Raw genomic sequence first — 22,763 nt, forward strand, 5'->3', positions numbered from 1 at the left:
TTTAAGGTTAGCGAACCAATCAATGTATGAACCAGAAATTTCCATGATTGCCGCCGCTCATGGATGTACGAGTCAGGCCGGGGTAATTACGGATAAGGCGGGGCATGAACCACATCAGTCACATCGGACAAACGCGAGCCGGCTGGTTCGGACATCGCAAGCTGACCCCACGCGCATGCATTGCGGACAGCAAAAAACACCTTCGGACCTTCCTCGCAGAGGCGCTGGAAGACCTCGGCTTCATCACCAGCGAATGCGGCCAGGCCCTGGAACTCGACACCGTGCTGGACGCGGAACGGCCCGATCTTCTGGTGCTCGGCGTGTCCGTGGACGGCATCGAAGTCAGTAAAATTCTCGAGACTTTGGTGAGAAAGGACTACGGCGGCAAGGTCCTTGTCATCGGCCAACCGGACTCCATCATCGTGAAAGCGGTCCGGCAGATCGGCGATGAGTACGGTATCGCCATGCTGCCGGCCCTCTCCACCCCGTTCAGCGCCGGAACCCTTCGTGACAGTCTTGCGTCATTGATGCCGCTCGAGCCCGCACCGAGCCCGGCAGTGGATGTGCCCGAAGCGCTGAAGGCCGGCTGGCTTGAGCTGTGGTATCAGCAGAAAATTCATCTCCGGACATTGGTTCCGAGCGGCGCCGAGGCGCTGATCCGGATGCGCCATCCCGCATGGGGCGTCGTGCCGCCTGCCTACTTCATCCCCGACGAAAGCGATCCGCATTTTCATGCGCTGTCCGAGTTCGTGATCGCGCGCGCCATCGAAGACTGGCGCTATCTGCTCGAACAGATCGGACCGGTCGATCTCTCGATCAACCTGCCGATCTCGTTTCTCGCCGACGATGCTGCGGTGCGCGAGCTTTGTTACCGGATTCCGGATCATGCCGCCTTCGCCGGCCTGCTGATCGAGATCGACAGCGCCGAGGTGGTCGACAATCTCGATTTGGCGATCGATGTCGCCCGGCGCGTTCGCCTGCACAATATCGGCATCTCGATCGACAATGTCGGCGCGAACTGGCCATCCTTGCTGGGATTGCCGAACTTTCCGTTCGTCCAGCTGAAGGTCGACCATCAATACGTCACTGGATGCGCGGATCAGCGCCTCAAGCAGACAGTGTGCCGGCGTATCGTCGAGCTCGCACACGACGCCGGCGCGCAGGTTATTGCGCAGGGGGTCGAGACGCGCGCGGACTTTCTTGCCGCGCACGAGATGGATTTCGATCAGGTCCAGGGCTACCTGTTCGGCAAGCCGATGGGCGTCAAGAAGTTCGCCCGCTCGCGCATGCACTTCTCGGAGAAACAGCCGGCGTCCTGAGGCATGGCCTCCGGTCAGGCTTGAGCGTTGTGATCGATCGCGCGCAGCGCCTCGCCGCGCGCGATCAGGCGCTTTGCGTTGGAATAGGTCGGGACTTCCAGCAACAAGCCGTCAAGTTCGACGCGCCCGAGGCCCTGTGCCCGCGCCGCTTCGAAGGCAGCTACGATCCTGCCCGCCTGGCGCAACTCATCCTCGCTCGGCGTGAGCACGCCGTTGACGATGGCGGCATGTGCTGGATCGACCAGGCTCTTTGCGCTGTAACCCAGCCGTCGGGCCCAGATCGTGTCGCGTTCGACGCCCGCAGCGTCGCTCCAGGTGTAGGGACAATCGACCGCGACGACATTGGCGGCGCGACATTCGACGATGAAGCGCTGGCGCGCATAAGCGAGCTCCAGGCCATCGCTGCCGCGCTCGGCACCAAGATCGGCGGCGAGGTCCTCGGAGGCCATCAGGCAGCCGATGGTGCGCCGGCTCGCGCCGGCGATGGCGCCGGTCTGCACCAGGCCGCGCGCAAACTCGATGTTCGGCAACAGCGACGTTGATCCCTCGGCGATGCCATAGTCGCGCTCGAACCGTGTCACCGCCTCGTCGAGTCTTGCGACATGGTGCGGCTCGGCGACCTTCGGCAGCGCGACGATGTCAGGATGGCCGCGCATCACGGCGGCAAGATCGTCCATGCCGTCCTGGTCCAACGGATTGACGCGGACCGCGACCACCACGCCGTGGTTGCGCCAGGCCGCGTAGAGCTCGGCCGCCAGCGCCCGCGCCTTCGGGCGCAGCGGCGGCGGGGTGAAGTCCTCGAGCTCGTGGATCAGCACGTCGGCGCCGCTGGCGGCCGCGCCTTGCAGGACCGCCTCGTTGGCGCCTTCGAGAAACAGCCAGGAGCGGCACAGCGGGGCCGGGCGCAGCTTGCGCATCACGCACAGCCGTCACTGAAACGTCATGTCGAGGCATTTCGAGATGTCGGAGCCGAGACCGGACGAGATGGTGATGCAGCCGCGGATCTTCTGGGTGTTGGTATCGCTTGCCCAGATCGCATAGCCGCCCGGACCGAAGAACGAATTGGTGTTCGGCGGCTCGGTCTCGGTGGCGTCGAACGTGTAATTGCCATCGGTCTCGAAGATGCGCGGCTTCTTGGTGCAGCCGCCGTCGGCCTGCACGTTGATGACTTCCTTGTTGTCCCGCGTCAGCGCCAGCGAGACCTGGCAGCGGAAATATTCGGAGGTCTTGGCGTTGAACAGATAGGCATAGGACTTACAGGTCGACGTGTTGAGCTTGCCGGCCGACAGGCCGCGGCTGCAGGAGATCCGCTGGTTGTTGGAGAGCTTGAACTGGTCCGCCTGCGCGACTGACGCCAGCGCCATGAACGACAGAGCGACACCGATACCGATCTTCATGACGTGGTTCATCCCGATCATCCCCAGGTAGTGTTTCCGGCAATCGAAGCGTTTGTAAACGGTAACGCGAAGATAGTCGCCAAGCTTGATGCGGGAAATCACAAAGTCGCTGATGGACGATAGCGGTCGCGCCGATTGTCGTATTGACGCGCAAATGCCGTTCGTGATTTGTTCAAGAACGTGGGGACGACGCCGTTTTTCTCGGCCGGAGGTGGATCATGACGCATTTTTTGACCAAGACCTTTATTGCGACTGCGGCGCTTGCGGCGCTGACGACATGCGCATTCGCGCAGGAGGCTGCTCCCTGGGAGCTGAAGACCGACATGGGCTACGCCTATGACAAGGACGGCAAGACCTGGGCCTACAAGATGGGGACCAGCAATGCCAACACACTGCTGAAGGGCGCCAAGAAGGTGCCGAAGGGGACGCTGTTCTTCATCGGCCACAACGGCCAGCTCTACATGCGCTCCGGGCCCTATCTCGAGGGCGACGGCAAGTTCATGTTCGGCTCGAATTAGAGCGTTTTCGAGCGAAGTGGACGCCGGTTCACGTGAAGAAAACGCGTCGAGAGAAGGTCTAGAGCTTCGGTTCTGATTCAATCAGAACCGACAATGCTCTGATGTCTTCGGTAGACCTCAGAACGCCGCGGCCAATTCCCTCGCGCCGGGCTTGTTGCTGTTGGAATCCATTCGCTCGTTGGTGATGGCGAGCAGCTTGGCCACGGTGTTGTGACGGATCGCGACCGGATTGCGTTCGTAGCCGGAGCGCTGGAAGAAATTCGTGGTCGGCACCTGCTCGCGCATCGCCTGCGGCATGGTCACCATGTCGAGCCCGGTGCCGTCGCCGGTCAGGTTCATCATCTCGAGCTCGGCCGCGGTCAGCGGCCTGGTGTAGCCCTTGTTGCGCGCGAAGATCACCGAGGTCAGCAGCTTGTGGGTCTGCAGCATCGGGCCGATATCGATGTCGAGCACCATGGCGTGACACGCCCAGCCCTGCGGCGTATCGGCCAGGCGCTGATGCGCCGACCAGTCGTCGGGCACGGTCAGCGTGAACGCAACCATCTTCTTCAGCACCGCGAGCTTGTGCTCCATCGCCTTGCGTGCCGGCCCCTGTGTCGCCGCCACCCGCGCGGTCAGATCCCGCACGAATTCATGGCCCTGCTCGGCCAGGAGCTCGACGGTGTTGGTGGTGAGCAGCTGGTTGTAGCCCATCGCGGTGGAGATGGCGCGCTTGCCGCCGTGCTCGATGCCGGCCTGCACGTCGTAATTGCCGGTGCCGCCGGTCTCGAACGAATAGACCCGCACCGCCTGCTCCGGCGTCAGCCCCGCCGCTCGCGCGTAGCGGGCATAGGCGCGCTTGAACTCGACCTCGCTCGACGGCCGCTGCGGCGTGAACTGGAACTGTTCGGCCGCCGCCCTCACCAGATCCGAGACCACCGGAATGGTTTTGGGCGGACGCGGCGGCTTGCCGCCCTCTTCTTCCGGCGCCGGGTTGACCGGCCGCTTGGGGCCCTCATAGACCGGCGGCTGCTGCAGCACGTAATCGTCCAGCGAAATCTGCACGCGGTCGCGGCGCTTGGCGTTGCGGCCACGCCGCTTGTCGGCGATCGCGCTCCAATAGGCGCTGGCGTCCTGCTCGAAGGCATCGCGCGCCGCCTGATATTCCTCCAGCTTGCGGCGATATTCCATGATCGCCTGCGGTGAGGCCTGCGCCATCGCATTGGCGACGGACGGCGGCAACGTATCGGCCTCGCCGGCCAATACAGACGGCGCGCTGGCGGCGAGCGCGAGCGCGACAAATCCAGGAACGAGGCGAATCAATTGCGGGCGCATGGCCTCGTTGTAGCAAGCGCCGCCGCGAAGTCAGCCCGGAAATGTCCGGAGCGCAAGCGGCCGGATGCCGCGATCAGGTCCAGAATTTTCGCCACAATGCGGTGTTCTCCGGTGAAACGCCGTGGAGATTGCGATGAGAATGGCACTCTGGCTCGCCGCCGCGTTGACGCTTGCCGCACCTGCGCGCGCCCAGCGTCCGGATTGCGGGTCGTTTCCGGATACGCGCTCACGGTTCTCCTGTTACGAGAATGTGTCGCGGGCGCCGCCGGAACCCGAGAGCGCAACGCATCCGCCTGTTGCGCAAGAGAAGGTAATGAAGATGAACGCCCGCAAACGGCGTCACAAATAGCCGCATCGTTGCGGCCTACTTCCATGCGAACACCGGCTGCTCGAGATCGGCGACGCGGGTGTTGCGGCCGGCGAGCACCTCACGGAACTGATAGATCAGCGCGGCGGTCGGCGCATGAATCTGTTGGCCACCGAGCCGGAAGCGGATCACGCGCCGCGAGCTTTCGGGAATCGTGACGAAGGTGAACGCATCGTCGGGCTCGACCGCATCGAGGCCGATGCGATGGACGGACGCAACCTCATCCGGGTTCGGCGCGATCGCCGCATGCGCACCGGCCCAGACCACGACCGGCGTGATCAGATAGCCGGACCGCGTCGGATAGTCGTCGAGCATGCCGAGCACATCGCGTTCGGACAGCGCCAGCCCAAGCTCCTCGTGCAGCTCGCGCAGCGCGGCCTGGGGCTGCGTTTCGCCGGCGTCGCAGCGTCCACCCGGCAGCGCCCATTGCGCGCTATGGGCGCGCAGGCGCGCGCTGCGGCGGGTCAGCAGGAAGGCGGTGCCGTCGCCGTCATCACCTTCGGTCAGCGCGATCGCGACCGCCGCGCGCTTCAGCGTCGGTGCCGCATCCGCCGGCGCGAGGCGCGCGAATGCGGCGCAGAGCTCTGCGATATTCCGCCGGGTGGCATCGTCAAATGTGCGGGCCATGGAGCTTGACTACAACACAACAGCGTTTGATGAAATGAGCGCAACGACATGCCTCCTGCGATCAAACATTTGCAAGCAAGGGATCCCTCCTCATGACGGCCAAAGCCGCGGACAAACTCAAATCCGACGGCTGGAAGATCGCCGACACCACGGGTTTCCTGACGCTGATCGGCCCGTTGTGGGAGCGATTGAAGGACGGTGCGCTCGAACTCGCGCTGATCACCGAGGACAAGCACCACAACCGTCGCGGCCTGGTGCAGGGCGGCGTGATCATGACCTTCGCCGACCGCGCCTGCGGCATGGCCGCGCGCTTCGTCTCGGGCAAGCCGACGCTTGCGACGGTGCAGCTCGACACCCATTTCGTCGAGGCCGGCAAGATCGGCGAGATCCTGACGACGCGGCCGCGCGTGGTACGCTCGACCCGCAGCCTGATCTTCATCACGGCCGAGGTGACCGTCGACAAGCGCTGCATCGCGATGGCCAATGGTGTGTTCAAGATCCTGAAGAACGAGAGTTGATCCTGTCATTCCGGGGCGATGCGCAGCATCGAGCCCGGAATCCCGATGTGCCGGGTCTGGTCCTTTGGGGCATCCCGGAATGACCCGGAGGAACGATCGATGCAATATCGCCAGCTCGGCCGCAGCGGCCTGAAGATTTCGCCGATCTGCTTGGGCACCATGATGTTCGGCGGGCCGACCGACGAAGCGACCTCGTCGCGGATCGTGGCCAAGGCGCGCGAGGCCGGCATCAACTTCATCGACAGCGCCGACGCCTATAATGGCGGCAAGTCCGAGGAGGTCGTGGGACGCGCGATCTCGAACAGCCGGTCGAACTGGGTGCTCGCGACCAAGCTCGCCAATCCGATCGGCGACGATCCCAACCATGGCGGGCTGTCGCGGCGCTGGGTGCTCCAGGCCGCAGACGAAAGCCTGAAGCGGCTCGGCACCGACTACATCGACGTCTACTACCTGCACAAGGAAGACCACGCGACGCCGCTCGACGAGACGGTGCGCGCGATGGGCGACCTGATCCGCGCCGGCAAGGTGCGCTATTTCGGCGTCTCCAACTACCGCGCCTGGCGCGTCGCCGAGATCTGCAACATCTGCGACCGGCTCGGCATCGACCGTCCCGTCGCGAGCCAGCCCTATTACAATGCGATGAACCGGATGCCGGAGGTCGAGCATTTCCCGGCCTGCGCCTATTACGGCCTCGGCATCGTGCCCTACAGCCCGCTGGCGCGCGGCGTGCTGACCGGCAAATACGCACCCGATGCCGCGCCACCTGCCGACACGCGCGCCGGCCGCAACGACAAGCGCATGATGCAGACCGAGTGGCGGCCGGAATCGCTGCAGCTCGCGCAGGAAATCAAGTGCCACGCCGAGAGCCACGGCATCACCGCCGGACGGTTCGCCGTGTCGTGGGTGCTGAACTCGTCGTTCGTCAGCGCGGTCATTGCGGGACCGCGCACCGAAGCGCAATGGGACGATTACATCCGCGCGCTCGATTATCGCTTCACCGCCGAGGACGAAGCCCTGATCGACCGCCTCGTCGTCGCCGGCCATCCCTCGACGCCGGGCTTCAACGATCCCGCCTATCCGATCGAGGGGCGTCGGGCGCGGACCGGATAGCGTCCAGCCTTCGGTACTTCGCTCGGCCACGCCGAAGTCACGTTTCGTAGCTTCCGAATTGCGCAAGCGTCGCACAGGCTGCACCATCAGCGCATGGAAATGCTGATGCTGGTGCTGCGATGATGGCATCCAATGTACTGGACTGGATCGTGGCTCTCCTGGTGTGCTGGGCGAGCCTGACCGCGATCTTCGAACCTTCGCGCGGGGCCTTGCAGTGCGATGCTCCCATCGTGATGAGCAGCGCGGCGCAATCGCCACCGGCGATTCCGACGCAGGCGGAGTTCGAGGAGATGATCCGGGACATGAAGCTGCACGACTGAGCAAAGCTGCGGAAAGCCTTTCGTCTTCCAAATTGCGTCCCCGAAATGAAACAGGGCGGCGCCGAAGCGCCGCCCTGATTGCCGTTGCGTACCGGTCGCTTACTTCGCGAGGTCGAAGCGATCGGCGTTCATCACCTTGGCCCAGGCCGCGACGAAGTCGTTCACGAACTGCTCCTTGGCATCCGACGAGCCGTAGACTTCGGCGAACGCGCGCAGCTGCGAGTGCGAGCCGAAGATCAGGTCGACGCGGGTGCCGGTCCACTTCACCGCCTTGGTCTTGCGGTCGCGGCCCTCATAGACGCCCTGGCCGGCATCGCTCCACACCGTGCCCATGTCGAGCAGGTTGAGGAAGAAGTCGTTGGTCAGCGTCCCCGGCTTGCCGGTGAAGACGCCGTGCTTCGACTTCTTGGCATTGGCGCCGAGCACGCGCAGGCCGCCGACGAGGACCGTCAATTCCGGTCCGGTCAGCCGCAGGAGCTGCGCACGGTCGACCAATGCCTCCTCGGGCTGCAGGAACTGATGCTTGCCGCTGATGTAGTTGCGGAAGCCGTCAGCCCGCGGCTCGAGCGGAGCGAACGATTCGACGTCGGTCTGATCCTGCGTCGCATCGGTGCGGCCCGGCGTGAAGGGGACCTTCACAATGGTGCCGCCGTCCTTCGCCGCCTTCTCGATCGCAGCCGCGCCGCCAAGCACGATCAGATCGGCGAGCGAGACCTTCTTGCCGAACTCTTTCTGGATGGCTTCGAGCTTGGACAGCACACCCTTGAGCTGGGCCGGCTCGTTGACATCCCAGTCCTTCTGCGGAGCAAGACGGATGCGCGCGCCGTTGGCGCCGCCGCGCTTGTCGGAGCCGCGGAACGTGGAGGCCGAAGCCCAGGCAGTCGACACCAGTTCGGAGACCGAGAGACCCGAGGCTGTTATCTTCGCCTTGAGCGCCTCGATATCCTTGTCGTCGATCACAGCGTGATCGAGCGCCGGCACCGGATCCTGCCAGATCAACGTCTCCTTCGGCACCAGCGGGCCGAGGTAGCGCGCGATCGGACCCATGTCGCGGTGCGTGAGCTTGAACCAGGCGCGGGCGAAGGCGTCCGCGAACTGATCCGGATGCTCATAGAACCGGCGCGAGATCTTCTCGTAGGCCGGATCGAAGCGCAGCGACAGGTCGGTGGTCAGCATGGTCGGGACATGCTTCTTCGACGAATCGAACGCGTCCGGAATCACGGCGTCCGCGCCCTTTGCCTTCCACTGTTTCGCACCCGCCGGGCTCTTCGTCAGCTCCCATTCGTACTTGAACAGGTTCTCGAAGAAGTGGTTGCTCCACCTGGTCGGGGTCTGGGTCCAGGTCACCTCGGGACCGCCGGTGATCGCGTCAGCGCCGACGCCGGTGCCGAACTTGCTCTTCCACCCCAAGCCCTGATCCTCGATCGCGCCACCTTCCGGCTCCGGACCGACCAACGACGGATCGCCCGCACCGTGGGTCTTGCCGAAGGTGTGGCCACCGGCGATCAGCGCAACCGTCTCCTCGTCGTTCATCGCCATGCGGAAGAACGTCTCGCGGATGTCCTTCGCGGCGGCAACCGGGTCCGGATTGCCGTTCGGGCCTTCCGGGTTGACGTAGATCAGGCCCATCTGCACCGCGCCGAGCGGCTCGGAGAGCTGGCGCTCGCCGCTGTAGCGCTCGTCGCCGAGCCAGGTGCCTTCCGGACCCCAGTACAGCTCTTCCGGCTCCCACACGTCGGCGCGGCCGCCGGCAAACCCGAACGTCTTGAAGCCCATCGATTCCAGCGCGACGTTGCCGGCGAGGACCATCAGGTCGGCCCAGGAGATCTTGCGGCCATATTTCTGCTTGATCGGCCACAGCAGCCGGCGCGCCTTGTCGAGGTTGGCGTTGTCAGGCCAGCTGTTGAGCGGGGCGAAACGCTGCTGACCGGCACCGGCGCCGCCGCGGCCGTCGGTGATGCGATAGGTTCCCGCCGAGTGCCAGGCCATGCGGATCATCAGGCCACCGTAATGGCCGAAGTCGGCTGGCCACCATTCCTGCGACGTCGTCATCAGGGCCGTGAGGTCCTTGATCACGGCGTTGAGATCGAGGGACTTGAATTCCTTGGCGTAGTCGAAGCCCTTGCCCATCGGATCGGACAGGTTGGAATTGTGATGCAGCACCTGAACGTCGAGCGTCTCCGGCCACCAGTCGCGATTCGCGTGCCCGCGGGGCCCGCCCGTGAATGGGCATTTGCCCGCGCCGTCGTCGGTTTTTGCGTCCATGTTTCTTCTCCGAGGTGATGGATTCTGGAATGCGCTGGAGCTCTTCCAAGAATGATTCTACGCGCCCCAATCCATCAGGTGAAATTGACTTTAGTGATCGCGTCGATAAGATAATCTGATGATAAATGTCACACTCCGGCAACTGAGGTATTTCGATGCGCTGGCGCAGCACGGGCATTTCGGGCGCGCCGCGGATGCCTGCGCGGTGTCGCAGCCGGCGCTGTCGATGCAGATCCGCGAGTTGGAACGTGCGGTCGGCGGCGTGCTGATCGAACGCAATGCCCGGCAGGTCACCCTGACGACCTTCGGCGAGGACCTGCTGCATCGCGTGCGCGACATCCTGCGCTCGGTCGACGAGCTCGGCGACTTCGCGCGCGCCTCGCGCGACAAGCTCGCCGGGCGGCTGCGCGTCGGAATGATCCCAACCATTGCGCCATATCTGCTGCCGCGGGTGATCGAGACCCTGGCGCGGCTGCATCCCGAGCTCGACATCCATGTCCGCGAGACGCTGACGCCGAAGCTGATCAAGGAAGTCGCCGAGGGCCGGCTCGACACCGCGATCGTGGCGCTGCCGGTGCATGAACCGTCGCTGACCGAGGTCGCGCTGTTCTCCGAGAATTTCCTGCTGGTGCGGCCGGGCGAGGACGCCAAGACGCCGGTGCCGAGCGCCGAGATGCTGCGCGAGATGCGGCTGTTGCTGCTCGAGGAAGGCCATTGCTTCCGCGACCAGGCGCTGTCGTTCTGCAACATGCAATCCTCGCCGCCGCGCGAGGTGCTGGATGCGAGCTCGCTGTCGACGCTGGTGCAGATGGTCGGCGCCGGCATCGGCGTCACCCTGATCCCCGAGATGGCGGTGACGGTCGAGACGCGCTCCGCGCCCGTCACCGTCTCGCGCTTCAAGAACCCGCAGCCCTCGCGCACCATCGGCATGGTCTGGCGCAAGACCTCTCCGCTCGCCGCGCAGCTGCAGCAGATCGCCGAGGTGGTCAGCCTCGCCGCTCGCGAGCTTCGCGCACCGAAGGGTGATGGCGCGAAAGAGCCAATGAAACGGGCGGGGCGAAGGAAGGTGGCGTGATTGGGTCGGGGTGCGGCGGAGACGATGCCGTCCGTGTTTGACGCACACGTCGCGCCATACTTACAGCTGTCGTCCCTGCGAAAGCAGGGACCCATAACCACGAATGTTCATTGTTGAGCAATTCTGGACGACGTGTTCCATTCACTACGCCTGCTGCGGAGTGTGGGTCCCTGCTTTCGCAGGGACGACATCGAATACGTTGCGCGGTCTGTGAATCGACCTCCGCATTCTCGCGGCGAATGACGAGATGAGGCAGCGCCCCTACTTCTCCAGATACTTCTTCATCTCGGCGATCAGGCCGTCGCGCAGCTCGGGGCGCTTGAGGCCGAAGGCGATGTTGGCGCGGAGGAAGCCGGGCTTGGAGCCGCAATCGTGGCGCTCGCCCTCGAACTCGACGCCGTAGAACTTCTGCGTCTTGGCAAGCCCGATCATCGCGTCGGTGAGCTGGATCTCGCCGCCGGCGCCGCGCTCCTGCGTGGCCAGGATATTGAAGATTTCCGGCTGCAGGATGTAGCGCCCGGTGATCGACAGGTTGGACGGCGCGGTGCCCTGCGGCGGCTTCTCGACCATGCCGTCGACCTCGAAGATGTTGCCGGTGCGTTTTCCGACGCCGCAGATGCCGTATTGATGGGTGAGCTCGTCGGGCACCGCCTCGACCGCGATCACGTTCGACTTGTCGCCGAGCTTGTTGGCGGCGTCGATCATCTGCTTCAGGCAGCCCGGCGTGTTCAGCACCAGCTCGTCCGGCAACACCACCGCGAACGGCTCGTTGCCGACGATGTCGCGCGCGCACCACACCGCGTGGCCGAGCCCGAGCGGCGATTGCTGCCGGGTGAAGCTCATCGCGCCGGCTTCAGGCTGGTTCTGCGCCAGGATGTCCTGCTCGGTCTTCTTGCCGCGTTGCGCGAGCGTGGTGTCGAGCTCGAACATGCGGTCGAAGTGATCCTCGATGACGCCTTTGTTGCGGCCGGTGACGAACACGAAGTGCTCGATGCCGGCCTCACGGGCCTCATCCACCACGTACTGGATCAGAGGCTTGTCGACGATCGTCAGCATCTCCTTCGGCATTGCCTTGGTGGCAGGCAGCACGCGGGTGCCGAGACCGGCGACGGGAAATACGGCTTTGCGGATCTTCATGGGATTTATCGGGAGCCTTGAAACGGGTGGGACGGCGGCGCGGAATCTAATCGCTCCTTGGTACCCGTTTTGCAGCCGAGAACAAAGGCGGATGTGTGATGCGCACCAATCCGCCTTGTCCATCCGAGTATTTCCGACCCGAATAGCCGGCCTACCGAGGCATCCCGACGGCCCGCGCGTTCGCGCGTGACAAAACCGACGTGCCGCGAGACGCAGCCGTTGCGGCGGCCGATGACGCGATCCAGCGGCGATATTTGCGGGTGAGCGACGCGGTGCGCAACTGGGCGAGAACCAACGCCTTCAACGGCGAAACGTTCGGATTGGCCGTGCGGCCCCGGCTCAACCGCCGCAGCTGGAATTTCACGACGGCCATGGCGGCAAGCGACGCCATCGGCTTGCTCTTCCAGCGGATGGGCGCGACTTCTGGCCGCAGATCTTCGCCGCCGCGCCACGCGCTCGGCAAATCCGGCCTGATCGCAAGCGCGGTGGCGATACCCGCGATGGCGACGCCGCTGTCGAGCACCTGCTGCACGACGCCGATGCGGCGAATGCCGCCGGTGACCATGACCGGCATCCTGGCGACCCCTGCGATATCGCGCGCGAAGTCGAGGAAATAGGCCTCGCGCGCCAGCGTGCGGCCGTCGCGTGCATCGCCTTGCATCGCCGGCGCCTCGTAGCTGCCGCCCGACAGTTCCACCAGATCCACGGGCAATTCATTCAGCATCTCGACGACCGTCTTCGCATCGGCTGCATCGAAGCCGCCGCGCTGGAAATCGGCCGAGTTCAATTTGACCGCGACCGAGAAGCCCGGCGACACCGCGGCGCGGACGGCCTTGACGGTTTCGATCAAGAGACGCGCCCTGTTTTGCAGCGAGCCGCCCCAGCGGTCGGTGCGCCGGTTGCTCAAGGGCGACAGGAACTGGCTGATCAGATAGCCATGCGCCGCATGGATCTGCACGCCGGAGAAGCCGGCCTGCTCTGCGAGTTTCGCGGCGGTGACGAAGCGCGCGATCACCTCGTCGATGTCGTGCTCGGTCATCGCCCTCGGCATCGCAAACAGATTCGAATGCTTGCCGAGATCGAGCGCCACCGCCGAGGGCGCCAGGGTCTGCTGGCCCATGTTTTTCATCATCTGCCGCCCCGGATGACTGAGCTGCAGCCAGATTTGCGCGCCCCTGGCCCGGCCAATCCGGGCCCAGTTTCGGAACGCCTCAAGCGGCGTGCCGTCCTCCAGCACGACGCCACCCGGTCCGGTCATGGCGCGGCGATCGATCATGACATTGCCGGTGATGATGAGACCGGCGCCGCCCTCGGCCCAGGCCTGATAGAGGCGCAGCAGTTCGGCGGACGGGAGATGCCCGGCATCAGCCATGTTCTCCTCCATCGCCGCCTTGGCGATGCGGTTGGGAACGGTGCTTCCGTTGGGCAGAGTGAGGGAATTGAACGGCGACATGAGCCAGGTTCCTTAATCGAGTTCCTTGTTGATCTGCACGCACCCTAACCTTAAAGTAAACTTTAAGGTCAAGCAGCGAGGAGCACGGCAGTGAAGATCGGGGAACTGGCTCGGGAGTCTGGCCTGGCGCCGTCGCGCATCCGCTTCTATGAGCGAGAGGGCCTGATCGGGTCGATCGATCGCGGCTTGAATGGCTATCGGCAGTATTCGCGCGGAACCAGGCAGGTCCTCGAGATCATCGTGATGGCCCAGCAGGCTGGATTTTCGCTCGACGAGATCCGGAACCTGCTGCCGCCGCACGGCAAGGGAGACTGGAGCCGCGACAGACTGGTGGCCGCGCTCAAGGCCAAGGTGGTCGAGGTCGCAGCCTTGCAGCGCCGATTGGCTGAAACCCAGGCCGGGCTCGAGGCCGTGATCGCCCGGATCGAAGCCACGCCGCCGGGCGGCGATTGCTTCGAAAACGCCGAAGCTGTCTTGGCCGATCTCAGAGAACAGGCCAAAGCCGGTTGACGCCGCCGGACAATTTGTCCCGGTCAAACCATCGCGCGCGATTTCGTCACGCCCAAAATGCTGCCCTTTGTTAAGCTATTGGAAACCGTGACGGGGCCTTCTGGGACGGCACGATTTTGACAGGCACACGACATATGCGCGCGACCGGAACATCAAGGACCAGGCTTTGCAGCGCGAGCCTGATCGCGCTGGCCCTGCTGCTGCCGGGCGCGACGCAAGCCCAATCGGCCGGCAACGGCCTGACCAACCTGATCGACAGCATCTTCTCTCCGAACGCCGCGACGCCGCCGCAGGCCGCAACCGGACAGGACGGCGCAGCGCCGCCCTGGAGCGGAGAAGACGGCGCCTCCGGCCATCCTTTGATGACGGCTGCCGCGATCCGCCAGGCCGCATCCGACTTCCCGAACTGCGTCGCGGCGATGTGGCCGGATGCCGCGCGGCGCAACATCACCCAGCAAAATTTCGAGCGCTTCACCGCGGGCCTGCAGCCCGACCTGCGCATCATGGATTTGCTGGATTCGCAGCCGGAATTCACCAAGGCGATCTGGGACTATCTGGACATTCTCGTCAGCGACACCAGGCTCGCCAGGGGCCGCGAGATCCTTGTGAAGTACAAGCCGCAGTTCGACGCGACCGAGAAGGCGTATGGCGTCGATCGCTACATCATCGCAGCGATCTGGGGCATCGAGTCGAACTACTCGACCCAGATGGGCGACCGCAGCGTGGTGCAGTCGACCGCGACGCTCGCCTGCATCGGCCGCCGCCAGGCCTATTTCAAGGACGAGTTCCTGTCGGCGCTGGAAATTCTCAACCGCGGCGATCTCAGGCCCGAACAAATGCGCGGCTCCTGGGCCGGCGCGTTCGGCCCGACCCAATTCATGCCGACCGCGTTCAAGCGCTACGCTGTCGACGGCGATGGCGATGGCCGCCGCGACGTCGTCGACGATCCGAGCGACCTGATCGCCTCGACCGCCAACAATCTGAAGAAGGACGGCTGGCAGACCGGCGCGAGCTGGGGCTACGAGGTGGTGCTGCCGCAGGGCCTGAACTACATGCTGGCCGACCGCGCCAAGGCGATGCCGCTGTCGCAATGGGAGCAACTCGGCGTCAAGCGGCCGGGCGGCCAGCCGTTTCCGCGGCCGTCCGACAAGGCCTATCTGCTGGCGCCCGCCGGTGTCGAAGGTCCGGGCTTCCTGATGCTGCAGAATTTCCGGGTGATCATGAAGTACAACCCGGCCGAAGCCTATGCGCTCGCCATCGGCCATTTCGCCGATCGCCTGCGCGGCGGCCAGCCCTTCGTGCAGCCCTGGCCGCGCCAGGAACGGGTGCTGTCGCGCGCCGAACGGCTGGAATTGCAGCAGCTGCTCGCCCAGCGCGGCTTCTACAAAGGCACGCCCGACGGCCAGTTCGGCGGCCAGACCCGCGAGGCGCTGCGCGGCTTCCAGGTGTCGATCGGGGCGCCGGCCGACGGTTTCGCCACATCAGAGGTGCTGGAGCGGCTGCGGGGGCGGTAGGGTCGAGGTCACAGGCTGCCCGTAGCCCGGATGAAGCGCAGCGAAATCCGGGGTTCTCGCCATGCGGCTCGTCTGGTCCCGGATTACGCTGCGCTCCATCCGGGCTACAACAGCTCAACGATGTCGTTCCGGGGCGCCAAGCGAACCCGGAATGACGAGGTACGTGCTCCTCCCCCAAAACTAACCGTGAATTCCGATATTTGCCCGGCGCCTTGACGGCGGCCGGGGGCACCCGATTTATGGTGGAAAAGCTGCCCGCTTGCGGCCCGATTCCGCTAATATGCTCACGTACTTCCTGATCATTGCGACGAACTCGATGGCGAAGCCGAAATCCTTCCTGCGCATATTCACCGAAGCCGGTCCGCTGGTCGCGCTGACGGTGGCGCTTGCGCTGTTGATCGGCATTGCCGAGCCCGCCTCGGCGCAGTTCTTCGGCTTCCCCGGCTTCGGTGGCGGACCGCCGCAACCGCAGCGCCGCGCTCCGCCGCAGCACGGCGGCGGTGGCGGTGGCGGTTGGTTCGGGGGCGATTTCTTCGCGCCATTCCAGCAGCAGCCGCAATCATCACAGCCGCAGCGGCCGCGCGAGGATTTCTCGCGCGCTCCGCCGCCGGCGAAGCGCGAAGCCGCGGCCGAGCGCAACGTGCTCGTGATCGGCGACGCGATGGCCGACTGGCTCGCCTATGGCCTGGAAGATGCCTATTCCGACCAGCCCGACATGGGCGTGATCCGCAAGCACAAGACGGTCTCCGGCCTGATCCGCTATCAGCCCAAGGGCGATCCGGCGGATTGGGCGGCGGCCGCCAAGGGCATTCTCGCCACCGAGAACCCCGACGCCATTGTCGTGATGCTCGGCCTCAACGACCGCACCGCGATCCGCGAACCGGTCGCGGAGAAGAAGGTCGACAAGAAGGACGAGAAGAAAGACGCGCGCGCCAAGCCGGACGCCAAGCCCGATGCCGCCGCCAAGACTGATGGCAAGACTGACGGCAAGACCGATAGCAAGGCGGACAGCAAGCCGGCCGATGCCGAGCTGCCAGCCGATGACGCCGACACGGACTCACAGGCCGCGCCGGAAAAGACCGCGCGCTCGCCCAATGGCCTCTATGACTTCCGCGACGACCGCTGGGTCGAGCTCTACGGCAAGAAGATCGAGGAACTGATCAACGTGCTGAAGAGCAAGGGCGTGCCGGTGCTGTGGGTCGGCCTGCCCGCGATCCGCGGCCAGAAGGGCACGTCGGACATGCTGTTCCTCGACGCGCTCTATCGCGACGGCGCCGGCAAGGCCGGCATCACCTATGTCGACGTCTGGGACGGCTTTGTCGACGAGGCCGGCCGCTTCATGCCGAAGGGCCCGGACTTCGAAGGCCAGCCGCGCAAGCTGCGTTCCGATGACGGCGTGTTCTTCACCAAGGCCGGCGCGCGCAAGCTCGCGCATTATGTCGAGCGCGAGGTGACCCGCCTGCTCGCGGTGCGCACCGGCCCGATCGCGCTGCCGAGCGAACCGGCAACGCCCGAGACCAGCACCGAGCCCGGCAAGCCCGCGCCGCGGCCGCTGGCCGGCCCCGTGCTGCCGCTGGTCGCCTCCACGGTCGGTACCGATCAATTGCTCGGCGGCCCCGGATCGCGGCCTGCCGCGGTCGACGCGCTCGCCGCGCGCACGCTGGTGAAGGGCGAAGCGCTGGCGCCGCCGGCCGGCCGGGCCGATGATTTCGCTTGGCCGCGCCGCGAGATGGGGCGCGAGCAGGCCAAGGGCGACGTGCCGGTTGCCGCGACCACGCCGGCCGCCCCGGCGGGTGGCCCTGCGAATCCGCCGCCCTCGACCACAGCGATCGCGCCGGACGGCTCGATCATCACCGCGCCGAAGCCGCCAAGGCGCGTGTTCCGTCCGGCCCAGGCCCAGCCGCAACAGCAGCCGCAGACGCAGCCCTGGCTGCGTGACATCTTCGGATTCGGCGCGCCGCAGCAGCAGCGCCCGCTGGTCGCACCGCCACCGCGCCCGCCGCGCAATGTCGGACAGCGTGCCGCGGTGCCGGGGAATCCCTGGCAGTAGGCGGAATTTGTAGGGCGGATTAGCCGAAGGCGTAATCCGCCGATATCGCATGCGTGGAGAAACGGCGGGTTACGCTACCGCTAACCCGCCCTACGAAGTAACGGCGCTCAACCGTAGTAGCGCCAGCGTGCCGGCGGGCGGCGCGGCTGGCGCGTCATCAACAGCGCCAGCGCAAAACCGATGCCGCCGGCAATCAGGAGCGAACCGAGCGGATTGTCCTGCACCGTTTGCGCCATCGCCCTCTGGCCGCTGCGAACGGTCTCGCCGCGGTTCTCATAAGCATCCTTGGCGTAGTTCACCGCGGTGTCGGCGGCGTCGCGCGCCGCGTCCTTGGCCTGGCCGTAGAGATCTTGCACCGCGCCTGCGGCCTCGCGCGCGCGGCCCGACGCCTGGGTCTGTGCGTCGCCGGCCGCATCGCCGACGGCGCCCTCGGCCTTGCCTGCGAATTCCTTCGCCGTTCCTAAAATCCGATCCTTGTCCATAACGTGCTCCCTGAAACTGTCAGGAGGCCAACCGCGGAACCTCGCACAAGTTCCTGGAGCTAAAGAATGAGCCCGCCATCGACGATGATGGTCTGGCCGACGACGTAAGAGGCGAGCGGCGAGGCCAGGAACAGCGCGGCGCCGGCCATGTCGGCGGGCGTGCCGAGACGCTTCAGCGGAATGCGATCGAGCGCGCCTTCGAGCCGCTTTGGATTCGCCGTCGTCGCCTTGGTCATCTTGGTGTCGACGAGGCCCGGCGCGATGCCGTTGACGCGGATGCCGTTCTCGGCCCAGGCCTCGCCGAGCGTGCGGGTCAGACCAACCGCGCCGGTCTTCGAGGCGTTGTAGGCCGGATTGCCCATGGTGGAATGATAGGCCGCGGTCGAGCTCACGATGATCAGCGATCCCTTGGCGGCGCTCAGCATGGCGTGGAATTTGGTGGCGCAGGCCATCAGGCTCATCAAATTGACTTCCATCACCTTGCGGAAGCCGTCCATCTGGAATTCCCCGCGGCGGTAAATCACCGCGCCCTGCGCCAGCACCAGCACGTCGAGCCGATCGAACGACGGCGTGAGGCTTTCGATCGCCTGCGGATTGCTGACGTCGAGCTGCGCATAGGCAAGGCCATCGAGATGCGAGCCTTCTTCTGCGGAGTAATCGCTCGCCTGCGCGCGGGTGCCGTACACACTCACGCGCGCGCCCTTGGCGCGGAAGGCCTGCGCGATGCCGTTGCCGATGCCGCTGGAGCCGCCGATCACCAGTACTTGCTTGCCGCCGAAATCGAGCTCGTTCATCGCGTTCCTCTCCCGTGCTGTTTTCTTGATTGAGCATGATCCTTTTCGAAAAGCCAACGCAGAACTTGCGTTAACGCGCTGCGCGCGCGGCGATAGCGGATCAGCGGTTTGACGTCTTTGCGGATCGGTGCCAGCGTTGCCGGTCTCACAACGCGCCAAATTTCATCTCGCGAGAATCCGTCATGTCCGAATTCAAACAGCTCAGCCGCTCGGTGAAGGGCCTCACCGTTCTCGTCACCGGTGCCGCCAGCGGCATGGGCCGCGCCACCGCGCGCGTGTTCGCCGATGAAGGCGCCAATGTCGCGGTCACCGATCTCACCGAAGAGGGCACACAGGCAGTGGCGAAGGAGATCGCCGCAAGCGGCGGCTCGGCAAAGGCCTGGGCGCTCGACGTCAGCGATCGCGACGCCATTGCCAGGGTCGTCAACGACGTCGCCGCGCATTTCGGCGGGCTCGACATCATCGTCAACAATGCCGGCATCTCGGTGCGCGTGGCGATCGACGATCCCGGGTACGAGGACGCCTGGGCCAAGGGCATCGCGGTGATGCTGACGGCGCATCCGCGCATCATCCGCGCCGCACTGCCGTACCTGCGCAAGTCGCGCTCGCCGCGCATCGTCAACATCGCCTCGACCGAGGCGCTCGGCGCGACCGGGCTGCACAGCCCCTACTCCGCGGCCAAGGGCGGCGTCACCAGCCTGACCCGCTCGCTCGCGGTGGAGCTGGGACGCGAAGGCATCACCGTGAACTGTATCTGCCCGGGCCCGATCCGCACCGCCATCACCGACCGCATCTCCGAAGAGCACAAGACGATCTACGCCAAGCGCCGCACCGCGCTCGGCCGTTACGGCGATCCGGAAGAGGTCGCGCACATGACGCTGAGCCTTTGCCTGCCCGCGGCATCCTTCCTGACTGGCGCGGTGATTCCCGTCGACGGCGGGTTGATGGCGCGGAATGCCTGACCCGCGTCTGGCCGCGAAGCGTTGACAGGGCGCGCGCCGGGAGTAGCCTTCTCGTCAAACGAAGCGGGACAACCGCCCGCGAGAGACGGGGAGATGCGCCAATGACGGTCCTGATCCGGCAGCTTCACAAGCATTTCGTCGGCGACGTCTCCGGCGTCGATCTGCGCAAGCCGCTGACGAAGCAGGAAGCGATCGACATCGAGGCCGGCATGGACAAATACGCCGTACTCATCTTCCACGGCCAGGACATATCAGACGAACAGCAGATGGCGTTCGCGCTGAACTTCGGCGAGCGCGAGAACGCGCGCGGCGGCACGGTGACGAAGAAGGAAGACTACCGCCTCTCCTCCGGGCTCAACGATGTCTCCAATCTCGGCAAGGACGGCAAGCCGCTGCCGAAGGATCACCGCACCCACCTGTTCAATCTCGGCAACTGCCTGTGGCACTCCGACAGCTCGTTCCGGCCGATCCCGGCGAAATTCTCGCTGCTGTCGGCGCGCGTGGTCAATCCGAAGGGCGGCAACACCGAGTTCGCCGACATGCGCGCCGCCTATGACGCGCTCGACGACGAGACCAAGGCCGAGATCGACGACATGATCTGCGAGCACTCGCTGATGTATTCGCGCGGCTCGCTCGGCTTCCTCGACTACACCGACGAGGAAAAGGAGATGTTCAAGCCGGTGCTGCAGCGCCTGGTGCGCACCCATCCGGTGCACGGCCGCAAGTCGCTGTATTTGTCCTCGCATGCCGGCGCCATCAGGGGCATGAGCATGCCGGAGGCGCGGCTGCTGCTGCGCGATCTCACCGAGCACGCCACGCAGCCGGAGTTCGTCTATGTGCACAAATGGACGGTGCATGACCTCGTGATGTGGGACAACCGCCAGACCGTGCACCGCGTGCGCCGCTACGACCAGTCGCAGCCCCGCGACATGCGCCGCGCCACGGTCGCCGGCACCCAGCCGACGGTGGCGCAGGAGGCGGCGGAGTAGCGGGCTCCGCCATCGTAGCCAACCCTATAGCCGTCATAGCCAAACTCACCGCTGGCGTGGCCAACCCCACAGCCGTCGTCCCGGGCAAGCGAAGCGCGACCCGGACCCATAACCACGAATGCATGTGATGGCGAAGGCTGTGGCCCCAGCGCGCTCCATCCGTACGCCCTGTGGTTATGGGTCCCTGCTTTCGCGGGGACGACACCGAAAACGTGGAGAGATCGTGGCTACGCTCGTGCCAACCTACGCGTGGCCGGCGTCGTTCGACAGCATGCCGGCCTCGATGCCGATCTTGCGCAGGGCGCGTGCATATTTCTCGTCGACATCGGTGCCGAAGATCAGCTCCGGATCGGCGTCGCAATGCAGCCAGCCATTGTGCTGGATCTCGTTCTCGAGCTGGCCCGGCGCCCAGCCGGCATAGCCCAGCGCGAGGATCGCGTGCTTGGGACCGGAGCCCTTGGCGATCGCCTTGAGGATGTCGACGGTCGCGGTGAGCGAGATGCCGTCGTCGATATTCAGCGTCGCATCCTGGATGTAGAAGTCGCTGGAATGCAGCACGAAGCCGCGGCCGGTGTCGACCGGGCCGCCCTTCATCACCTTCATCATCTCGGCGTTTTCCGGCAGCGTGATCTGGTCCGACTTCTCGATGATGTCGAGCTGCACCAGCAGCCCCGGGAAATCGATGCTGCCGGCCGGCCGGTTGACGATGATCCCCATCGCCCCCTCGGAGGAATGCGCGCACATGTAGATCACGGAGCGTTCGAAGCGCGGGTCGTTCATCACAGGCATCGCGATCAGCATCTGGCCATCGAGATAGCCATCTTCGGTGGCATGGGGACCGACGGCCGGGCTTCTGCCGGCGGCGGTCTTGCGAGTCTTGCCTGTTTTGCCTTCAGGGCGCATCCGCAAAGGCCTTTCCTGCTGATTTGGCATCCTGATATTGGGTCGCCGTTCTGTCAATCAACCTTCGGCCGCAGTGCGGCGATGCATCACAAGCAATTCAATGGTTTGCAACGAAAGTTGCAGGTAAAGACGTCTCATGGTCGTCACAGTTCCCATGCGTGCCGCATTTGCCGTCACCGCCTTGTTTTCCGTCGCATCCGTGGCAATGGAGGTTCGCGCCGACGACGCCTCGCCGTGGCAGCAGGACACGCATTCGGCGGTCAGGCTGCTGGCGGGATCGCGCAGCGGCGCGGTGCTGCTCGGCGGCATCGCCTTCCAGTTGCAGGATGGCTGGAAAACCTACTGGCGCACGCCAGGCGATTCCGGCGTGCCGCCGCGATTCGATTTCTCCAGGTCGGACAATGTCGATGCGGTCACGGTGATGTGGCCGGCGCCGCGCCAGTTCGACGACGGCGCCGGAGGTACCTCGCTCGGCTACAAGCACCAGGTGGTGCTGCCGCTGCGCATCGTGGCGAAAAATCCGGACAAGCCGCTGGTGCTGCGCGCCGACATCAACTACGCGGTGTGCGAGAAGCTGTGCGTGCCGGTGGAGGCGAAGGCCGAGCTCGCGTTCGCCAGCGTCGCCTCGACCGAGGACGCCGCGCTGTCGGAGGCGCTCAATGCGGTGCCGAAGCCCGCCAATATCGGCGACCCCACCCCGGTCACGATCCGCGACGTCAAGCGCGACGGCAACAACGTGCTGGTCGATGTCGCCGCGCCCGAAACCAAGGACCTCAGCCTGTTCGTCGAGGGCCCGACGCCCGACTGGGCGCTCCCCGTGCCCAAGCTCGTCGAGCACGCGCCGCCAGGCGTGAAGCGCTTCTCGTTCGAGCTCGACGGGTTGCCGCCGGGTGCCAAAGCGGACGGCGCCGCGCTGAAGCTGACGCTGGTCGGCGGCGACAAAAGCTACGAATTCAATATCAATTTGAACTGACGGCGCGGCGTCGTTCCTGCTTGGTGCACAATTGCACACGGGAGCCGGGACCCATACTCCGCGGCTGCAGTCTGAGGCACGCTGGGGATCAAGCTGTGTGCACCAACTGTTCCCTGTGGTTATGGATCCCGGCTTTCGCCGGGATGACGCAAGATGGGAACATCCG

General features: G+C 65.2%; 22 protein-coding genes. 12 read left to right on the forward strand and 10 right to left on the reverse strand.

The window, feature by feature from the left end; translation table 11 throughout:
* Positions 1–104 precede the first annotated feature (104 nt).
* Positions 105–1,319 (forward strand): EAL domain-containing protein, encoded by a 1,215-nt coding sequence (locus tag JQ573_RS19100; RefSeq protein WP_212314141.1) that lies wholly within the window; start codon positions 105–107, stop codon positions 1,317–1,319.
* Positions 1,320–1,333: 14 nt separating this feature from the next.
* Here JQ573_RS19100 and JQ573_RS19105 read toward each other — a convergent pair whose 3' ends face one another.
* Together JQ573_RS19105 and JQ573_RS19110 are read right to left on the reverse strand one after the other, a co-directional pair.
* A complete protein-coding gene (locus JQ573_RS19105) occupies positions 1,334–2,236 on the reverse strand; it encodes a CoA ester lyase (protein ID WP_249131926.1) in 903 nt (300 codons plus the stop codon).
* Between the two features lie 12 nt (positions 2,237–2,248).
* Positions 2,249–2,728 (reverse strand): hypothetical protein, encoded by a 480-nt coding sequence (locus tag JQ573_RS19110; RefSeq protein ID WP_212314143.1) that lies wholly within the window; start codon positions 2,726–2,728, stop codon positions 2,249–2,251.
* 206 nt (positions 2,729–2,934) lie between these two features.
* On the opposite strand from JQ573_RS19110, the gene JQ573_RS19115 reads away from it, so the two are divergent.
* On the forward strand, positions 2,935–3,234 hold the full coding sequence (locus JQ573_RS19115; RefSeq protein ID WP_212314144.1) for a hypothetical protein: 300 nt from the start codon (positions 2,935–2,937) through the stop codon (positions 3,232–3,234).
* A gap of 117 nt (positions 3,235–3,351) precedes the next feature.
* On the opposite strand, the gene JQ573_RS19120 is transcribed toward JQ573_RS19115, so the two are convergent.
* Positions 3,352–4,548, reverse strand: a complete 1,197-nt coding sequence (locus tag JQ573_RS19120; RefSeq protein ID WP_212314145.1) for a hypothetical protein — start codon at positions 4,546–4,548, stop codon at positions 3,352–3,354.
* A 364-nt stretch (positions 4,549–4,912) separates the two neighbouring features.
* A complete protein-coding gene (locus JQ573_RS19125; protein ID WP_212314146.1) occupies positions 4,913–5,542 on the reverse strand; it encodes a CoA pyrophosphatase in 630 nt (209 codons plus the stop codon).
* A gap of 92 nt (positions 5,543–5,634) precedes the next feature.
* Here JQ573_RS19125 and JQ573_RS19130 point away from each other — a divergent pair, with 92 nt between their 5' ends.
* The 3 genes from JQ573_RS19130 (at position 5,635) to JQ573_RS19140 (ending at position 7,490) form a co-directional block, all read left to right on the forward strand.
* A complete protein-coding gene (locus tag JQ573_RS19130) occupies positions 5,635–6,060 on the forward strand; it encodes a PaaI family thioesterase (RefSeq protein ID WP_092118828.1) in 426 nt (141 codons plus the stop codon).
* A gap of 99 nt (positions 6,061–6,159) precedes the next feature.
* Complete coding sequence (locus tag JQ573_RS19135) at positions 6,160–7,170, forward strand: aldo/keto reductase (protein ID WP_212314147.1); 1,011 nt, start codon at positions 6,160–6,162, stop codon at positions 7,168–7,170.
* Positions 7,171–7,289: 119 nt separating this feature from the next.
* The gene (locus JQ573_RS19140; RefSeq protein ID WP_212314148.1) at positions 7,290–7,490 is read left to right on the forward strand and encodes a hypothetical protein; all 201 of its coding nucleotides are present in this window, start codon (positions 7,290–7,292) and stop codon (positions 7,488–7,490) included.
* A 99-nt stretch (positions 7,491–7,589) separates the two neighbouring features.
* Here JQ573_RS19140 and katG read toward each other — a convergent pair whose 3' ends face one another.
* The gene (katG, locus tag JQ573_RS19145) at positions 7,590–9,755 is read right to left on the reverse strand and encodes a catalase/peroxidase HPI (protein WP_212314149.1); all 2,166 of its coding nucleotides are present in this window, start codon (positions 9,753–9,755) and stop codon (positions 7,590–7,592) included.
* 118 nt (positions 9,756–9,873) lie between these two features.
* Between katG and JQ573_RS19150 the strand changes: the two genes are divergently transcribed.
* Complete coding sequence (locus tag JQ573_RS19150; protein ID WP_212314152.1) at positions 9,874–10,830, forward strand: hydrogen peroxide-inducible genes activator; 957 nt, start codon at positions 9,874–9,876, stop codon at positions 10,828–10,830.
* A gap of 261 nt (positions 10,831–11,091) precedes the next feature.
* On the opposite strand, the gene galU is transcribed toward JQ573_RS19150, so the two are convergent.
* Together galU and JQ573_RS19160 are read right to left on the reverse strand one after the other, a co-directional pair.
* Positions 11,092–11,967 carry a UTP--glucose-1-phosphate uridylyltransferase GalU gene (gene galU, locus JQ573_RS19155; protein ID WP_212314154.1) on the reverse strand — a complete coding sequence of 292 codons (876 nt, stop codon included), beginning with the start codon at positions 11,965–11,967 and terminating at the stop codon, positions 11,092–11,094.
* A gap of 151 nt (positions 11,968–12,118) precedes the next feature.
* Positions 12,119–13,420 (reverse strand): NADH:flavin oxidoreductase/NADH oxidase family protein, encoded by a 1,302-nt coding sequence (locus JQ573_RS19160; protein ID WP_212314156.1) that lies wholly within the window; start codon positions 13,418–13,420, stop codon positions 12,119–12,121.
* 90 nt (positions 13,421–13,510) lie between these two features.
* Here JQ573_RS19160 and JQ573_RS19165 point away from each other — a divergent pair, with 90 nt between their 5' ends.
* The 3 genes from JQ573_RS19165 (at position 13,511) to JQ573_RS19175 (ending at position 17,494) form a co-directional block, all read left to right on the forward strand.
* Positions 13,511–13,930, forward strand: coding sequence for a MerR family transcriptional regulator (locus tag JQ573_RS19165; protein WP_212314157.1), 420 nt, complete (start codon positions 13,511–13,513; stop codon positions 13,928–13,930).
* 134 nt (positions 13,931–14,064) lie between these two features.
* A complete protein-coding gene (locus JQ573_RS19170; protein WP_212314158.1) occupies positions 14,065–15,444 on the forward strand; it encodes a lytic murein transglycosylase in 1,380 nt (459 codons plus the stop codon).
* Between the two features lie 316 nt (positions 15,445–15,760).
* Positions 15,761–17,494, forward strand: coding sequence for an SGNH family hydrolase (locus tag JQ573_RS19175; RefSeq protein ID WP_212314357.1), 1,734 nt, complete (start codon positions 15,761–15,763; stop codon positions 17,492–17,494).
* A 107-nt stretch (positions 17,495–17,601) separates the two neighbouring features.
* On the opposite strand, the gene JQ573_RS19180 is transcribed toward JQ573_RS19175, so the two are convergent.
* Both JQ573_RS19180 and JQ573_RS19185 read right to left on the reverse strand, forming a co-directional pair.
* On the reverse strand, positions 17,602–17,976 hold the full coding sequence (locus JQ573_RS19180) for a CsbD family protein (protein ID WP_212314159.1): 375 nt from the start codon (positions 17,974–17,976) through the stop codon (positions 17,602–17,604).
* Positions 17,977–18,035: 59 nt separating this feature from the next.
* Positions 18,036–18,770, reverse strand: a complete 735-nt coding sequence (locus tag JQ573_RS19185; protein WP_212314160.1) for an SDR family NAD(P)-dependent oxidoreductase — start codon at positions 18,768–18,770, stop codon at positions 18,036–18,038.
* A gap of 182 nt (positions 18,771–18,952) precedes the next feature.
* Between JQ573_RS19185 and JQ573_RS19190 the strand changes: the two genes are divergently transcribed.
* Together JQ573_RS19190 and JQ573_RS19195 are read left to right on the forward strand one after the other, a co-directional pair.
* The gene (locus tag JQ573_RS19190) at positions 18,953–19,732 is read left to right on the forward strand and encodes an SDR family NAD(P)-dependent oxidoreductase (protein WP_212314161.1); all 780 of its coding nucleotides are present in this window, start codon (positions 18,953–18,955) and stop codon (positions 19,730–19,732) included.
* Between the two features lie 101 nt (positions 19,733–19,833).
* On the forward strand, positions 19,834–20,721 hold the full coding sequence (locus JQ573_RS19195) for a TauD/TfdA family dioxygenase (protein ID WP_212314162.1): 888 nt from the start codon (positions 19,834–19,836) through the stop codon (positions 20,719–20,721).
* Positions 20,722–20,964: 243 nt separating this feature from the next.
* On the opposite strand, the gene JQ573_RS19200 is transcribed toward JQ573_RS19195, so the two are convergent.
* The gene (locus JQ573_RS19200) at positions 20,965–21,624 is read right to left on the reverse strand and encodes a YqgE/AlgH family protein (RefSeq protein ID WP_176528924.1); all 660 of its coding nucleotides are present in this window, start codon (positions 21,622–21,624) and stop codon (positions 20,965–20,967) included.
* A gap of 136 nt (positions 21,625–21,760) precedes the next feature.
* Between JQ573_RS19200 and JQ573_RS19205 the strand changes: the two genes are divergently transcribed.
* The gene (locus JQ573_RS19205; RefSeq protein WP_212314165.1) at positions 21,761–22,597 is read left to right on the forward strand and encodes a protein-disulfide reductase DsbD domain-containing protein; all 837 of its coding nucleotides are present in this window, start codon (positions 21,761–21,763) and stop codon (positions 22,595–22,597) included.
* Positions 22,598–22,763: the final 166 nt, after the last annotated feature.

It is taken from the genome of Bradyrhizobium sp. AUGA SZCCT0105 (genome assembly GCF_018129565.1).
GTDB lineage: Bacteria > Pseudomonadota > Alphaproteobacteria > Rhizobiales > Xanthobacteraceae > Bradyrhizobium.

What these genes read in the sequence shown, in the direction of transcription:
- JQ573_RS19135 (WP_212314147.1), top strand. Translation starts at nt 6,160, where the DNA reads ATGCAATATCGCCAGCTCGGCCGCAGCGGCCTGAAGATTTCGCCGATC.
- JQ573_RS19115 (WP_212314144.1), top strand. Translation starts at nt 2,935, where the DNA reads ATGACGCATTTTTTGACCAAGACCTTTATTGCGACTGCGGCGCTTGCG.
- JQ573_RS19110 (WP_212314143.1), bottom strand. Translation starts at nt 2,728, where the DNA reads ATGAACCACGTCATGAAGATCGGTATCGGTGTCGCTCTGTCGTTCATG.
- JQ573_RS19205 (WP_212314165.1), top strand. Translation starts at nt 21,761, where the DNA reads ATGGTCGTCACAGTTCCCATGCGTGCCGCATTTGCCGTCACCGCCTTG.
- katG (WP_212314149.1), bottom strand. Translation starts at nt 9,755, where the DNA reads ATGGACGCAAAAACCGACGACGGCGCGGGCAAATGCCCATTCACGGGC.
- JQ573_RS19160 (WP_212314156.1), bottom strand. Translation starts at nt 13,420, where the DNA reads ATGTCGCCGTTCAATTCCCTCACTCTGCCCAACGGAAGCACCGTTCCC.
- JQ573_RS19125 (WP_212314146.1), bottom strand. Translation starts at nt 5,542, where the DNA reads ATGGCCCGCACATTTGACGATGCCACCCGGCGGAATATCGCAGAGCTC.
- JQ573_RS19140 (WP_212314148.1), top strand. Translation starts at nt 7,290, where the DNA reads ATGATGGCATCCAATGTACTGGACTGGATCGTGGCTCTCCTGGTGTGC.
- JQ573_RS19190 (WP_212314161.1), top strand. Translation starts at nt 18,953, where the DNA reads ATGTCCGAATTCAAACAGCTCAGCCGCTCGGTGAAGGGCCTCACCGTT.
- JQ573_RS19170 (WP_212314158.1), top strand. Translation starts at nt 14,065, where the DNA reads ATGCGCGCGACCGGAACATCAAGGACCAGGCTTTGCAGCGCGAGCCTG.
- JQ573_RS19180 (WP_212314159.1), bottom strand. Translation starts at nt 17,976, where the DNA reads ATGGACAAGGATCGGATTTTAGGAACGGCGAAGGAATTCGCAGGCAAG.
- JQ573_RS19100 (WP_212314141.1), top strand. Translation starts at nt 105, where the DNA reads ATGAACCACATCAGTCACATCGGACAAACGCGAGCCGGCTGGTTCGGA.
- galU (WP_212314154.1), bottom strand. Translation starts at nt 11,967, where the DNA reads ATGAAGATCCGCAAAGCCGTATTTCCCGTCGCCGGTCTCGGCACCCGC.
- JQ573_RS19130 (WP_092118828.1), top strand. Translation starts at nt 5,635, where the DNA reads ATGACGGCCAAAGCCGCGGACAAACTCAAATCCGACGGCTGGAAGATC.
- JQ573_RS19105 (WP_249131926.1), bottom strand. Translation starts at nt 2,236, where the DNA reads ATGCGCAAGCTGCGCCCGGCCCCGCTGTGCCGCTCCTGGCTGTTTCTC.
- JQ573_RS19150 (WP_212314152.1), top strand. Translation starts at nt 9,874, where the DNA reads ATGATAAATGTCACACTCCGGCAACTGAGGTATTTCGATGCGCTGGCG.
- JQ573_RS19120 (WP_212314145.1), bottom strand. Translation starts at nt 4,548, where the DNA reads ATGCGCCCGCAATTGATTCGCCTCGTTCCTGGATTTGTCGCGCTCGCG.
- JQ573_RS19185 (WP_212314160.1), bottom strand. Translation starts at nt 18,770, where the DNA reads ATGAACGAGCTCGATTTCGGCGGCAAGCAAGTACTGGTGATCGGCGGC.
- JQ573_RS19195 (WP_212314162.1), top strand. Translation starts at nt 19,834, where the DNA reads ATGACGGTCCTGATCCGGCAGCTTCACAAGCATTTCGTCGGCGACGTC.
- JQ573_RS19175 (WP_212314357.1), top strand. Translation starts at nt 15,761, where the DNA reads ATGGCGAAGCCGAAATCCTTCCTGCGCATATTCACCGAAGCCGGTCCG.
- JQ573_RS19200 (WP_176528924.1), bottom strand. Translation starts at nt 21,624, where the DNA reads ATGCGCCCTGAAGGCAAAACAGGCAAGACTCGCAAGACCGCCGCCGGC.